Consider the following 13,645-nt stretch of genomic DNA (forward strand, 5'->3'; position numbering starts at 1 on the left):
GCGGGCGGCAGCGCCGCCCGAGCCGGGCGCTGCGGGGCGGCTGGTGAGGCGGCTCACCAGGGATGATCACCGCGAACGGGACTAGGCTGGACGCCGTGACGACGACGACCCCCGGCCTCGCGGCCGTCCGTGCCGGCCTGCTCGACTACCAGGCCGCCTGGGACGAGCAGCGACGCCTGCACGAGTCGGTGGTGGCTGGCGAGCGTGGCGACACCGTGCTGCTGCTGGAGCACCCGAGCGTCTACACGGCGGGCAAGCGCACCGAACCGTGGGACCGGCCCGTGGACGGCACTCCGGTCGTCGACGTGGACCGCGGCGGCAAGATCACCTGGCATGGTCCGGGGCAGCTCGTCGGTTACCCGATCCTGCGCCTGCCCGACCCGGTGGACGTGGTCGCCTACGTCCGCCGGACGGAGGAGTTGCTCATCGACGTGTGCGCCGAGTTCGGGTTGACCGCCGGTCGGGTCGAGGGGCGCAGCGGGGTCTGGGTGCCCGAGGACGACCGGGGGCCGGCCCGCAAGGTGGCCGCCATCGGCATCCGGGTGGCCCGGGGCGTCACCCTGCACGGCTTCTCGATCAACTGCGACTGCGACCTGACGTACTTCGACCGGATCGTGCCGTGCGGCATCCGGGACGCCGGCGTCACCTCGCTCAGCGCCGAGCTGGGCCGCCCGATCAGCGTGGCCGACGTGCTGCCGGTGGTCGAGCGCCGGCTCCCCACCCTGATCGAGGTCTGAGACCCGGCCGCACGTCGGGGTGACCGACGGCCGGCCTACTCTCGGCCGGTGCAGATCGATCTCGTCACCGTCGTCGTCACCGAGTACGACCCGGCCATCGCCTTCTTCACCGACGTACTCGGCTTCGAGCTGGCCGAGGACACCCCGTCGCTGACCAACGACGGGCGGCCGAAGCGCTGGGTGGTGGTCCGCCCGCCGGGCGGGGGCACCGGGCTGCTGCTGGCCCGCGCCGACGGCGAGCGGCAGCAGGCCGCGGTGGGCGACCAGACCCACGGGCGCGTCGGGTTCTTCCTCCAGGTCGACGACTTCGACGCCATCTACCGCCGGATGGTCGAGAGGCACGTCGAGTTCGTCAAGCCGCCGCGCACCGAGCCGTACGGCCGGGTCGCCGTCTTCCGGGACATCGCCGGCAACCGCTGGGACCTGCTCGGCCCGGCCTGAACCCCAACCTCTGGGCCGCTCGGCCCCGCCTGATCCCCGCCGGCCCCCTCACCCGATCGAGTGGGCCGGCAGGGCACCCCCTTACGGAGTCAGGCGGTGCAGGTCACGCGGGAACGCGGTGACCTCGCGGACGTTCGCCGCGCCGACCAGCCGGGCCACGAACCGTTCCAGGCCGATGGCGAAGCCACCGTGCGGTGGCATGCCGTGCCGGAACGCGTCCAGGTAACCGGCGTACGGCTCGACCGGTTCGCCCCGGGCCGCCAACGCCGCCAGGTAGTCGGCGTGCCGGTGCAGCCGCTGCCCGCCGGTGACCAGCTCCAGACCACGGAAGAGCAGGTCAAACCCGTTCGAGTACGCGGGCCGCGCCGGGTCCGGGTGGGTGTAGAAGGGCCGTTTCGCCATCGGGTAGCCGGTGACGAAGAGGAAGTCCGACCGGTGTTCGCGGCGGGCCCACTCCCCGAGCGCCCGTTCGTGCGCGGGTGCCAGGTCCGGCTCGTCGGCGGGCGCACCGGCGATGGTCAGCGCCTCGGTGAAGTGCACCGCCGGGATCTCCGCCGGCACCCGCGGTGGCGTGACGCCGAGCGTCGCCAGGGCGGCACCGGCCCGCTCGCCCACCGCGCCCAGCATCCCGGCCAGGGTGTCGCGCAGCACCCGCATCACGTCCCGGTGGTCGGCGACGAAACCCAGCTCCGCGTCGAGCGACGTGTACTGCGCGAGGTGCCGGACCGTGTCGTGCGGCTCGGCCCGGAAGACCGGCCCCACCTCGTAGACGCGTTCGAAGACACCGACCATCAACTGCTTGTAGAACTGCGGCGACTGGGCCAGGTACGCGGGCCGGCCGAACCAGTCCAGCGCGAACACGTTCGCCCCGCTCTCGGTGCTGGAGCTGACCACCTTCGGGGTGTGGATCTCCACGAACTCGTGGGCGTCGAGGGCGGCCCGGAACCCGGCCACCGCAGCCGCCGAGATCCGTAGGGCGGCCGACCGGGTGGGGTGCCGCAGCGCGGTGGGCGCGTTGTCCAACTGGGTGGGCAGGCTCGCGGTGAGCGCCGGCCGGTACAGGTCGAACGGTGGCGCCACGGCGGGCGGTCCGAGTGGACGTACCGTCGGGTCGGTCAGCTCGACCCCGGCGGGCGCCGTCTCGTTCGCGGTGACCGTCGCGGTTACCTCGACGATCGTCTCCTCGGTGAGTTTCTCCAGTTCGGCGCGGACGGCCGGGTCGGTGACGACCACCTGGGCCAGGCCGGCGGCGTCCCGCACGATCAGGAAGGCCACCGACTTGAGCAGTCGGCGGCGGTGCACCCACCCGGCGATCCGCACGGTCGCGCCGATCTGGGCGGGCAGGTGATGGGACAGGGTTCGTTGCATGGCGGGCTGCTCCTCGGTCGATCGCCACGCCGTCGCCGCCCGGGGGTGGCGAAGCGTCGCATCAGCCCCAGGGAGGTGTGGGCGAGCGGGAACCTCGCGGTGCCACCACACCTTCGCCCCCGCCGAAGCGGGGGCCTCGTTCGTCGCCTGATGACCGGGGCCAGCCGGGCGGGCTCTACTGGGCACGGGGTGAGCCGCAGCCGTTCTTCCCGCAGCTCGGGAGGGTCTTCGCGCACCGGCACCAGACCGCCTCTCAGCACCGGCGGCTCTCTGCTCTGGCGGGTCGGGCGCTACTCGGCTCCGTCGTCGCTGTTGGCCGAGACCGTAGCACCCGATCCACCCGTCTGTGACGCCGTTTTTCGACGGGCCGGTGTCCGGCGTCACAACGTCTGCGGCGTGACGCCGGTCGCCTGACGCACATAGACACCCGCCGTCCGGCGTAGGCTCATTTTCGTGACGATCGAGCACTCCGCGCCGACGACCGGCCAGGCAGCGCGCACCGCAACGGCGGCCCCCGAGGGGCGGCGTCTGCTGCGGATCGAGGCGCGCAACGCCGAGACGCCGATCGAGCGCAAACCGCCATGGATCAAGGTCAAGGCCAAGATGGGCCCGGAGTACACCCAGCTGCGCGGGCTCGTCTCGCGTGAGGGGCTGCACACCGTCTGCCAGGAGGCCGGCTGCCCCAACATCTACGAGTGTTGGGAAGACCGCGAGGCCACCTTCCTCATCGGCGGTGACCAGTGCACCCGGCGCTGCGACTTCTGCCAGATCGACACCGGCAAGCCGGCCGAGTTCGACGCCGACGAGCCGCGTCGCGTCGCCGAGTCGGTGGTCTCGATGGGGCTGCGTTACGCCACCATCACCGGCGTCGCCCGCGACGACCTGCCCGACGGCGGCGCCTGGCTGTACGCCGAGACCGTCCGACAGATCCACGCCCTTCAGCCCGGCTGCGGCGTCGAGCTGCTGATTCCGGACTTCAACGCCGTCCCCGAGCAGCTGGCCGAGGTCTTCGGCTCCCGCCCCGAGGTGCTGGCCCACAACGTGGAGACCGTGCCGCGCATCTTCAAGCGCATCCGGCCGGCGTTCCGCTACGACCGCTCACTCGACGTGATCCGGCAGGCCCGCGCCGACGGCCTGGTCACCAAGAGCAACCTCATCCTGGGCATGGGCGAGGAGCGGGCCGAGGTCTCGCAGGCGCTGCGCGACCTGCACGAGGCCGGCTGTGAGCTGATCACCATCACCCAGTACCTGCGCCCCTCGCCCCGGCACCACCCGGTGACTCGCTGGGTCAAGCCGGAGGAGTTCGTGGAGCTGCGCGAGGAGGCCGAGGAGATCGGCTTCGCCGGGGTGATGAGCGGGCCGCTGGTGCGCTCGTCGTACCGGGCCGGCCGGCTCTACCAGCAGGCCATCGACGCCCGCGCCGCCGCTTCGGTCGCCACCGCCAGCTGACACCGCCGGCAGCGCCGCACGGCTGCTCGGCGTTCGGGTGTCATGATCCTGTGATGACCGTCGGCGTACGCGAGCAGCCGCGCGGCGAGGGCACTCCACGCCCGCGGCCGGGCGCGCGTCCCGGCCTGGTCGGCTGGCTCACCGGGTTGGCCGTGCTGGCCGGCGTGGGTTACCGGCTCTGGCTGCTGGCGCACGCCACACCGGCGACGAACAGCGACGAGGCCACCATGGGGCTGGCCGCGCTGCACATCGCCCAGGGCGAGGGCTTCCCGGTCTGGTTCTACGGCCAGCAGTACATGGGCACGCTGGAGGCGTACCTGGCCGCGCCGGTGTTCGCCCTGGCCGGCGCACCGTCGCTGCTCGGCCTGCGACTGCCCACACTGGCGCTGTACGCGCTGTTCCTGCTGCTGGCCTGGCGGTTGACGCTGCGGCTGACCGGGGACCGGTGGTTCGGGCTGCTGGTGGTGGCGCTGCTGGCCCTCGGCTCCGACCGGATCATCAAGAACCAGCTGATCGCCGGTGGCGGCTACCCCGAGATGAACGCGGCCGGGGCGGCGCTGGCCCTGCTCGCCGTGCAGCTGGCCAGCGGCCGACCCGGACGGGGGTCGACCGACGCTCGGCGACCCGGCCGGCGGCTGGCGGGTTGGGCGACATGGGGGTTCCTGGCCGGGCTGATGCTCTGGGTCGACCCGCTGGTGCTGCCGTACGTCGCGGCGACCGGCGTGGTGCTCGTCGGGTTCTGCCGCCGGGAGCTGTGGGGGGCCGCCGGGGCGCTGCTCGGGGCGGCGGCCGTGCTGGGGGCAGCCCCGCTGCTGCTGCACAGCCTGCTGAACGGCCGGAACCCCCTGGACGCCGTGCTCACGGCCAGCGGCGCGAACGCCACCGCGGGTTGGGCCGACCGGCTGACCGGCGGCCTACTGCTCGGCCCCGGACTGGGCATGGGCTTCTGCTCCCCCGGGCAGTGCGCCACCTGGCAACTGTGGTGGGCGCTCGCCCTGCCACTGCTGCTGGCCGTCGCCGGCGTCACCGCCTGGCAGGCCCTGCGCACCCGCGACCCTGGCCCTGCCGACCCCGGCGTCGTGTCGCCCCGGGTGGCGGCGGCGGTCCGGCTGGCGCTGGTGCTGGCCGCGGTGGCCACCCTCGGCGCGTACACCCTGAGCAGTGCCGCCGGTCTCACCCCGGTGGAGAGTTCCCGCTACCTGTCCTGCCTGCTCATCTCCCTGCCGGCGCTGCTCTGGCCGGTGTGGACGGTGGCCCGGCACGGGGTGCCGCCGTTCGTCAGCGGTGGGCGCGGCGTCGCGTCGACGTTCGTCAGCGGTCGGCGCGGCGTCGTGTCGACGCTGGCCCGACCGGTCGCGGTGGTGGTGCTCGCCGCCACGCTGGGCACCGCCGCCCACGCCACCTGGCGGGCAGCGCAGACCGTCCCGGCGACCCGGGCCGCCGAGGCCCGGCACGCCGAACTGGTGGACACCCTGCGCCACCTCGGGATACGCCAGGTCCACGCCGGCTACTGGACCTGCAACCGCCTCACCTTCGCCAGCGCCGAGGAGCTGGTCTGCGCGGTCGTCGACGACACCCTGCGCCCCGGTTTCGACCGCTACCCCGCGTACCGCCGGGAGGTGGAACGCGCGACGGCCCCGGCCTGGGTCGCCCCGACCGGCTCGCCGCTGGCCCACGCGCTCGACGAGCGGCAGCGCGCCGCACCGGGCAGCCTCGACCTGGTCACCATCGAGGGCTGGCGCATCTACCTGCCACGCTGATCCAGGGCGTCAGCGCGGCGCGGCGGCTTCGGTGAGCAGGCCGAGGCGGTGGGCCAGGGCGGCGGCCTCCACCCGGTTGGTCACGCCCAGCTTCGCGATGATCCGGGAGACGTGCACGCTGGCCGTCTTCGGGGAGATGAACAACCGCTCGGCGATCCGGCTGTTGCTGTGCCCCTCGGCGACCAGGCGCAGCACCTCCCGCTCGCGAGCGGTCAGCAGGTCCGCTCCCGCCCCGCCCCCGGCCGCGCTGCGCAGACCGACCCGCCGCGCCAGGGTGGCCGCCGCCTCGACCAGCGGTACCGCTTTCAGCCGCCGGCCGATCTCGGTGGCCTCGGTGACCGCCGCCGCCGTCTCGTCACGTTCCCCGGCGGCGGCGGTCGCCTCCGCCAGGGCCAGGAGCGCCCGGCCCAGCGGGTAGGGCTGTCCGTCGGCCCGCCACGCGTCCACGGCCGCACGCCACGCCGGCAGCGCCTGGTCGCCGACCGCGAGCAGCGCGGTGACCTGGGCGGCGTGCGCGCGGGCCGCCGGGTGCCGCGCCGGCAGGTCGGTGGCGAGCGCCGACACGGCGGCTGCCAGCTCGCGGTCACTCACCCGGGCTGCGGTACGCGCCGCGGCGCTGAGCACCGGCCAACCCTCCCGGGGCAACTGCGGCAGGCTCTCGTCGGCCACCGCGACGCGGGCCGCCCGTACCGCCTCGACCTTGTCGTCTTTGGCCAGCGCCGCCTCGATCGCCAGCTCGTGCAGGGGCAGGCGATGGTTCGCCCACAGGTAGGGCCGCCCCAGGAAGGTGAGCGCCCGGTCGACCATTTCGTCAGCGCCCGGGTGGGCGCGGGCCAGTCGCAGCCCGGCGCCCAGTTGGAGCCAGTGCAGCCCGGTGACACCCGACAGGTCGATCCGGGCTGCCTCCGCGCAGACCGCCTCGGCCTCGTCCCACCGTCCCAGCGCGATGAGCGCCTCCGCCCGGTTGGACAGCAGGTACGCCCCGGTGGAGCGGCTGATCCCCACCCGCCGCGCCTCGACCACGCCCGCCTCGGCGGCCTGCGCGGACTCGGCGTAGCGGCCCAACTCGCAGAGCATGTCCGACTCGAACACCATGGCGAGCACCAAGGTCGACGCGTCCCCCGCCGCACGGGCGGCGGCGGCCACCTGGCCCAGCTCGGCCAGCCCGCCGGCCAGGTCCCGCCCGCCGTGGGAGAGCAGCGCGATCCGCGTCGGGAGCAGAGCCACGTTCTCCCCGAACGCCTCGGCGTCCGCGGCGGCCTCGGCGGCCACCCGGGCCGCCTGCTGTGGGTCGACCTTGACCAGGTGGGTGGCGATGTCGGCGAGCAGCCGCACCCGTTCGACGCCGGGCGGGCCACCGGCCGCCAGCCGGTACGCCTCATGCAGCTCCCGGCTGCCGTCACTCTTGCCGAGCAGGGCCATCAGTCGGCCCCGCTGGTCCAGCAGGCGGGCGGCGCGCAGCGGAGCGGCGTCGGCGTCCACCTCGGCCAGCCCGGCCCGGGTCAGGGTGATGGCACGGCTGAAGTCGCCAGCGATGACCGCGGCGTTCAGGGTCTGCTCCAGCAACGCCAGGTGGTCCATGTCGAGCAGGTCGGCGGCGTCCGGCACCAGCTCCCACAACTCCAGCGCCCGCTCCAGCAGCCGGCGCTGCTCGGCGTACGCGTACCGGTCGGCGGCGGCGCACGCGGCGGTTCGTGCGGCGACGAGGGCACGGGGGTGGTCGTGCGCGGCGTACCAGTGGTGCGCGATCTCGGCCGGGGCCCGACCGGCGGCGACCAGGTGCGGCTGGGCTTCGATGGCGGCGGCGAAGCGGGCGTGCAGCCGGGCGTGCTCACCGGGCAGCAGCTCGTCGTGCACGGCCTCGCGGACCAGCGCGTGCCGGAACTCGTAGTCGCCGTCCCGGTCGGCCACCACCAACTGGGCGGCGACGGCGGCGCGCAACGCGTCCTCCAGTTCGGCCTCCGGCAGCCCGGCGACCTCGGCGAGCAGGTCGTGGGCGAAACGGGTGCCCCCGGCGGCGGCGATCCGCAGCACCCGCTGGGTTGGCTCGGGCAGCCGGTCCACCCGGGCCAGCAGCAGGTCACGCAGTGTCTCGGGGAGCGCCGCGCAGCCGATCGGGTCACCGGCGACGGCCAGCTCCTCGATGAAGAACGGGTTGCCCTGGGTGCGGTCGTGGACGTCGTCGACGGCGCGGGCCGGCGGCTCGGCGCCCAGCAGGTCGGCGAGGATCGCGCCGGTGCCGTCGCGGTCCAGCCGGCCCAGGTCGACGCGCTCCACGCCGCGTGCGCGATCCAGCTCGGCGAGGAACGGGCGCAGCGGGTGTCCCCGCTGCAACTCGTCCGTGCGGTAGGTGCAGACCAGCAGCAGCCGCCCCGGCCTCGCAGCCCGGACGAGGAACCCGATGAGGTCGCGGGTGGAACGGTCGGCCCAGTGCAGATCCTCGATGGTCAGCACCAGCGGACGAGCGTCGGCCAGCCGTTGGAACAGCTCGGCGACCAGGTCGAACAGGTAGCCGCGCGGGGCGTCGCTGAGTGCGACGGGACGCGGTGCGGCCAGTGTCGCGGAGGCACGGCCCAGCTCCGGCAGCAGCGGGGCGAACTCCGCCTCGTAACCGGCGAAGACCTCGGGGCCGTCGGCGCGCAACACCGCACGCAGCGCGGCGGCGAACGGGGCGAACGGCAGACCCGCCTCGCCCAGCTCCAGGCACTGGCCGACGAGCACCCGGGCCGCGCCGTCGGTGGCCCAGCCGGCGAACTCCTCCAGCAGCCGGGTCTTACCCACACCCGCCTCACCACCGACCAACACGGTGGTCGGCTCCCCCGCACGCGCCCGGCTCAGCGCGCCCTGAAGTGCCGCGATCTCGCGGTGGCGCCCGACGAGGACGGAGCTGGCGGCGCGTACGGTCACGTGTTCGAGCATGCCATGTCGGCCTGCCTCGCCGGCCCCGCCGCTCGGCCGGTGACCGGGCGGCGGGGCCGGATCGAGTCGGGCGCTCGGCGCGGGCGCGGCGGCCGCCCTCGGCGCGGGGACGGCAGTCGCCGCCCTCGGCGCGGGCGCGGCAGTCGCCGCCCTCGGCGCGGTCACCGGCGGACGTCGGTGGTGCGGCCGGCCTGCTTGCGGCGGGCCAACCAGCCGCGGCCGGTGGGACGCGGCAGCGACCGGGCGAGTCGGTCTGCGGCCGCGTCGGCACGCAGCTCGGCGGCGTGCGAGCGGTGCAGGGAGAGCAGGAATTCTGCGTCGTTGCCGAACATGTCGGGCTCCTTCGTGGCGTCGTCGTCTTCTGCTGACGACTCTTCGCGCGAAGGCGGCACCCGGGCATGGGCAGAGCGCCTCATCTTCCCGGCCCGCACCCTCCTTACCCGGCCGCCAGCGACGCCTACGGCGACGTAAGGTACTCAGCTGCCCGGTGACCCGGACGCGGATCAACGGGGCCGGCGGGGACCACTAGACTCTGCGACATGGCAAAGCCCCAGGAGAAGGTCTCGTTCGGCCAACGGCTGAAGCAGATCGGGATGGTGTTCCAGTTCACCGCCAAGCAGGACCGGTGGTTCGCGCCGTTGGTCGCCGCGGCGGTGCTGATCCCGCTCGCGCTCACCGTGGTCGCGGTCATCCTCTGGGGCTGGATCTGGCTGCCGCTGGGCATCCTCTTCACCCTGCTCGCGGTGCTGATCGTGCTCAACCTGCGGTCCAACGCGGCGATGATGAACGCCGCCGAGGGGCAACCCGGCGCGGCGGCACAGATCATGGAGAACATGCGCGGCGACTGGCGGGTGACCCCGGCGGTCAGCTCGACCACCCAGATGGACATGGTCCACCTGGTGATCGGCCGCCCGGGTGTGATCCTGCTGGCCGAGGGCAACCCACAGCGGGTGCGCGGCCTGCTCGGTCAGGAGAAGCGGCGGCTGTCCAAGGTGATCGGCTCCGCTCCCCTGCACGACTACGTGATCGGGCAGGAGGAAGGCGAGCTGCCGATCCGCAAGCTCCGGACGACGCTGCTGCGCCTGCCCCGCGCCCTCTCCGGCAAGGACGTCAACTCGCTGGACAAGCGGCTCAAGGCGCTCACCGCCCGACCGCAGATGCCCAAGGGCGCGATCCCGAAGAACATGCGGCCGCCAGGCGCCTTCCGCCAGTCGCGGGGCCGCTGACCCCTTCGCCGTACGCCGACAGGAGCCGGACCCGCACGGGTCCGGCTCCTTCGCGTACACCTCATGGCGCCCGGCCGCCCCCGGCCGGGGGCTGGGCTTGCGGGTCGCGCGGGTCGAGCCATGCGGGTCGCAGCGACCCGGGATCGGCTTGGAAGGGTCCGGATCAGCCGCGGGGGGCGTCGACGATGACCGAGTCGGCGGCTCGGTCGTGCAGGCCGCGACGGTGCTCGTCCATGATCAGCGGGGGCACGACGAGGGCCAGAAGCAGGCCACGGATCAGTGCTCGGAGCACGCCGATCCGGCCGCCGTCGTGCCAGTTCACGCAACGGATCTTGGTGATGTACATGCCCGGTGTCTGGGCGAACAGGCCGAGGAAGATGCCGTACTCCAGGACCAGGACCAGCACCGGCGCCCAGCCGTCGCGTACCGGATCGGCGAAGAAGTTGGACACCAGCAGGCAGAGCACCCAGTCGATGATCAGCGCACCGAACCGCCGACCGAGGCTCGGTGGGGTGAAGGTGGGGTCGGTGGCCGGCGCTGCCGGGGGGTGCGGATTGGTCACAGCGGTCAAGGGTATCCGCGCCGGGAGGAGGGCTCGCCGGGTGCCGCCGCCGCTGTGTGCCGATTCAGGCCAAAGGCATCAGATGTCATTACACTGGCACAGTCGGTACGGCGTTCCTGGCGGGCCGGAGGCGTGGACAGGGGCGTCGCTGACGCTCCGCGAGGGACGTAACACGGCAGAAACAACGGAGACACGGCCGGGCAACCCCCCGGCCCTAGCGTCGCCAGAAGCCTAGCCACCCCGTGGACGTGCCAGGAGGATGTGTGTTCGCCAATCCCGAGGAACTGCTGCGATACCTCAAGAACGAGGACGTGAAGTTCGTCGACGTTCGTTTCTGTGACCTGCCCGGCGTGATGCAGCACTTCAACCTGCCGGTCGAGTCCGTCAACGACGACCTCTTCACCGACGGCCTCGCGTTCGACGGCTCGTCGATCCGCGGTTTCCAGGCGATCCACGAGTCGGACATGCTCCTGCTCCCGGATGTCGCCACCGCGTTCATCGACCCGTTCCGCGCGCAGAAGACTCTCGCGCTGAACTTCTTCATCCACGACCCGTTCACCCGCGAGGCCTACACCCGCGACCCGCGCAACGTCGCGAAGAAGGCCGAGGCGTACCTGGCGGCGAGCGGCATCGCCGACACCGCCTACTTCGGCGCCGAGGCGGAGTTCTACATCTTCGACTCGATCCGCCACGAGACCTCCGCGCACCAGTCGTTCTACTACATCGACTCGGTCGAGGGCGCGTGGAACACCGGCCGCGAGGAGCCGGGCGGCAACCGCGGCTACAAGACCGCGTACAAGGGCGGCTACTTCCCGGTGCCCCCGGTCGACCACTACGCCGACCTGCGCGACTCGATCGTGCGGCGGCTGGTCGACAGCGGCTTCACCGTGGAGCGTTCGCACCACGAGGTGGGCACCGCCGGACAGTCCGAGATCAACTACCGGTTCTCGACGCTGCTGCACGCCGCCGACCAGCTCCAGCTCTTCAAGTACATCGTGAAGAACGAGGCCTGGGCCAACGGCAAGACCGCGACCTTCATGCCCAAGCCGCTCTTCGGTGACAACGGCTCCGGCATGCACACCCACCAGAGCCTCTGGCTCAACGGTGAGCCGCTGTTCTACGACGAGACCGGCTACGCCGGCCTGTCCGACATGGCCCGCTGGTACATCGGTGGTCTGCTGCACCACGCGCCGTCGCTGCTGGCCTTCACCAACCCGACGGTCAACTCGTACCGCCGCCTGGTGCCGGGCTTCGAGGCGCCGGTCAACCTGGTCTACTCGCAGCGCAACCGCTCCGCCTGCACCCGCATCCCGGTGACCGGCAGCAACCCGAAGGCCAAGCGCGTCGAGTTCCGCGTTCCGGACCCGTCGGCAAACGTCTACCTGGCCTTCTCGGCGATGATGATGGCCGGCCTCGACGGCATCAAGAGCAAGATCGAGCCGCCGACGCCGATCGACAAGGACCTCTACGACCTCCCGCCGGAGGAGTGGGGCGACGTCAAGCAGGTGCCGGGCTCGCTGCCGGCCGTGCTCGACTCGCTGGAGGCCGACCACGACTACCTGCTCGACGGTGGCGTCTTCACCCCCGACCTGATCTCCACCTGGGTCGACTGGAAGCGCGCCAACGAGGTCGACCCGGTGCGCCTGCGCCCGACCCCGCACGAGTTCGCCATGTACTACGACTGCTGAGCAGTCACCTGCACGACGACTGCTGAGCAGTCGCTCGAACATCGGCCGGGCCGGCTCCGCTCACCGCGGAGCTGGCCCGGTTCGCTATGCGCCGCCCCCCGGCATACCTTCGCGTCCGATATATTGCTCGCGTGGACACGCCTCTGCGCGAACCGACCTTCCTGATCCTCACCGCGCTGGCCGCCCAGCCGATGCACGGCTACGGGCTGATCGGCGAGGTCGCCGCCCTCTCCGACAACCGGGTGTCGCTACGCCCTGGGACGCTCTACGGAGCGCTCGACCGACTGGTCGACGCCGGCCTCGTCGAGGTCGACCGGGAAGAGGTGGTCGACGGCCGACTGCGCCGCTACTACCGCCTCTCCCTTGGCGGCGAAGCCACGTTGAGCGCCGAAACCGAGCGCCTTCGCCGCAACGTCGAAGCCGCCACCACTCGGCTGTCCAGGCGGACTCGGGCCGCCCTCCCGATCACCCCACGCACGGCCGGAGGGCTGGCATGACCGACCTTGAACGCCGCTACCTCCGGCTGCTGCGCACGTACCCCGCGGAATACCGGCGCGCCCGCGGCGCCGAAATCGTCGGTACCTACCTCGACCTCGCCGCCCCTGACCAACGCTGGCCGACGCCGGCGGACGCCGCGGACCTGGTGCGCGGCGGCCTCCGCCAGCGGCTGCGGGCCGCGGGCGTCACCGACCTGATCCCCGGGGTACGCCTCGCGGCGCTGTTGGCCCTGGTCACCGCGACCGCTCTCGCCGGTGTCTGGGGTACGGCAGAGCTGCATCCACCGCCTGCGGACTGGGGCGTCCCCCGCGTCGGTCCGTTCGTCTCGCTCGGTGTCGTCACGTGGGCGGCGTGGCTGCTGGCGGCGGTGGTGATCGCCGTCGCGCCGAGCCGGGTCGCCCGGTGGGCCATCGCCCTCGCGCTGCTGCTCACGATTGCGCTGCCACCGGTGGCCGCAGCGCTCGACGCACTCCGACCGCCCCTGATGGTGCTGCTGCCGCAGGTGGTCCTGGGCCTGCTTGGGCTGGCCCTGCCCGACCAATCCTCCCGGGTGATCCGCCTCGTGCCGGCGCTGTCCGCCCTGTTGGCGGTAGCGGCGACGGAGTTCCTGGTGGGCTTGAACTCGGTCGGTACCTACTACGGCGCCACCTTAGAGGTCTTCCTGCCCACCGTCGGCGGGCTCTTGCTGGTCGTCGGGGCTCTGCTGGCCGCAGGTCTGGCACTGGGCGGGGACACCCGCGGCGGCTGGGCGCTCGTCACACTGGTCACCCCCGCCGGTTTCCTGGCGGTGCCCGGCCTGGCTGACAGCTTCGGCTCGGCACAGGGCAGCGTCACCTTCGCGGAACTGGCCGTGACCGCTGGCGCCGTCGCGTTCGCCGGCCCTGCCGTCCTGCTCCTGACCGTCCTGTTCCGCTCCCGCCGGGTCCCTGCCCCTCAGCCCTCAGGCCAACCCTGCCCCACCTGCGGCGCGCGAGCCTGACCCCCCGGCACCCCGCAC

General features: G+C 73.0%; 12 protein-coding genes. 8 read left to right on the plus strand and 4 right to left on the minus strand.

Going from position 1 to position 13,645, the window contains the following annotated elements:
• Positions 1–95 precede the first annotated feature (95 nt).
• Positions 96–737, plus strand: a complete 642-nt coding sequence (gene lipB, locus AB0J33_RS20265; RefSeq protein WP_363615538.1) for a lipoyl(octanoyl) transferase LipB — start codon at positions 96–98, stop codon at positions 735–737.
• A gap of 48 nt (positions 738–785) precedes the next feature.
• On the plus strand, positions 786–1,178 hold the full coding sequence (locus AB0J33_RS20270) for a VOC family protein (RefSeq protein WP_363615539.1): 393 nt from the start codon (positions 786–788) through the stop codon (positions 1,176–1,178).
• Positions 1,179–1,259: 81 nt separating this feature from the next.
• Here the strand turns inward: AB0J33_RS20270 and aspS are convergent, their stop codons facing one another.
• Entirely contained in the window at positions 1,260–2,546 is a 1,287-nt protein-coding gene (gene aspS, locus AB0J33_RS20275; protein WP_363615540.1) for an aspartate--tRNA(Asn) ligase, read from the minus strand.
• A 453-nt stretch (positions 2,547–2,999) separates the two neighbouring features.
• On the opposite strand from aspS, the gene lipA reads away from it, so the two are divergent.
• A complete protein-coding gene (lipA, locus tag AB0J33_RS20280; RefSeq protein ID WP_363615541.1) occupies positions 3,000–3,995 on the plus strand; it encodes a lipoyl synthase in 996 nt (331 codons plus the stop codon).
• Positions 3,996–4,048: 53 nt separating this feature from the next.
• Positions 4,049–5,755 carry a hypothetical protein gene (locus tag AB0J33_RS20285; protein WP_363615542.1) on the plus strand — a complete coding sequence of 569 codons (1,707 nt, stop codon included), beginning with the start codon at positions 4,049–4,051 and terminating at the stop codon, positions 5,753–5,755.
• A gap of 9 nt (positions 5,756–5,764) precedes the next feature.
• On the opposite strand, the gene AB0J33_RS20290 is transcribed toward AB0J33_RS20285, so the two are convergent.
• Together AB0J33_RS20290 and AB0J33_RS20295 are read right to left on the minus strand one after the other, a co-directional pair.
• Entirely contained in the window at positions 5,765–8,662 is a 2,898-nt protein-coding gene (locus tag AB0J33_RS20290; RefSeq protein ID WP_363615543.1) for an AAA family ATPase, read from the minus strand.
• Positions 8,663–8,835: 173 nt separating this feature from the next.
• Complete coding sequence (locus AB0J33_RS20295) at positions 8,836–9,006, minus strand: hypothetical protein (RefSeq protein WP_363615544.1); 171 nt, start codon at positions 9,004–9,006, stop codon at positions 8,836–8,838.
• A 207-nt stretch (positions 9,007–9,213) separates the two neighbouring features.
• Between AB0J33_RS20295 and AB0J33_RS20300 the strand changes: the two genes are divergently transcribed.
• Positions 9,214–9,900 carry a DUF4191 domain-containing protein gene (locus AB0J33_RS20300; RefSeq protein ID WP_363615545.1) on the plus strand — a complete coding sequence of 229 codons (687 nt, stop codon included), beginning with the start codon at positions 9,214–9,216 and terminating at the stop codon, positions 9,898–9,900.
• 163 nt (positions 9,901–10,063) lie between these two features.
• On the opposite strand, the gene AB0J33_RS20305 is transcribed toward AB0J33_RS20300, so the two are convergent.
• Positions 10,064–10,462, minus strand: a complete 399-nt coding sequence (locus AB0J33_RS20305; protein ID WP_363615546.1) for an RDD family protein — start codon at positions 10,460–10,462, stop codon at positions 10,064–10,066.
• A 263-nt stretch (positions 10,463–10,725) separates the two neighbouring features.
• Here AB0J33_RS20305 and glnA point away from each other — a divergent pair, with 263 nt between their 5' ends.
• The 3 genes from glnA to AB0J33_RS20320 all read left to right on the plus strand — a co-directional run bounded on the left by glnA (position 10,726) and on the right by AB0J33_RS20320 (position 13,627).
• On the plus strand, positions 10,726–12,150 hold the full coding sequence (gene glnA, locus AB0J33_RS20310) for a type I glutamate--ammonia ligase (protein WP_363615547.1): 1,425 nt from the start codon (positions 10,726–10,728) through the stop codon (positions 12,148–12,150).
• Positions 12,151–12,281: 131 nt separating this feature from the next.
• On the plus strand, positions 12,282–12,647 hold the full coding sequence (locus AB0J33_RS20315; protein ID WP_363615548.1) for a PadR family transcriptional regulator: 366 nt from the start codon (positions 12,282–12,284) through the stop codon (positions 12,645–12,647).
• A complete protein-coding gene (locus AB0J33_RS20320) occupies positions 12,644–13,627 on the plus strand; it encodes a hypothetical protein (RefSeq protein WP_363615549.1) in 984 nt (327 codons plus the stop codon). Before AB0J33_RS20315 ends, AB0J33_RS20320 begins: the two co-directional genes overlap by 4 nt.
• The last annotated feature ends 18 nt before the right edge of the window (positions 13,628–13,645 follow it).

It is taken from the genome of Micromonospora sp. NPDC049645 (genome assembly GCF_040675155.1).
GTDB lineage: Bacteria > Actinomycetota > Actinomycetes > Mycobacteriales > Micromonosporaceae > Micromonospora.

Bases quoted from the DNA above. Each gene is read 5' to 3' on its own strand.
- AB0J33_RS20320 (WP_363615549.1), top strand. From the start codon at position 12,644: ATGACCGACCTTGAACGCCGCTACCTCCGGCTGCTGCGCACGTACCCC.
- aspS (WP_363615540.1), bottom strand. From the start codon at position 2,546: ATGCAACGAACCCTGTCCCATCACCTGCCCGCCCAGATCGGCGCGACC.
- AB0J33_RS20285 (WP_363615542.1), top strand. From the start codon at position 4,049: ATGACCGTCGGCGTACGCGAGCAGCCGCGCGGCGAGGGCACTCCACGC.
- AB0J33_RS20295 (WP_363615544.1), bottom strand. From the start codon at position 9,006: ATGTTCGGCAACGACGCAGAATTCCTGCTCTCCCTGCACCGCTCGCAC.
- AB0J33_RS20300 (WP_363615545.1), top strand. From the start codon at position 9,214: ATGGCAAAGCCCCAGGAGAAGGTCTCGTTCGGCCAACGGCTGAAGCAG.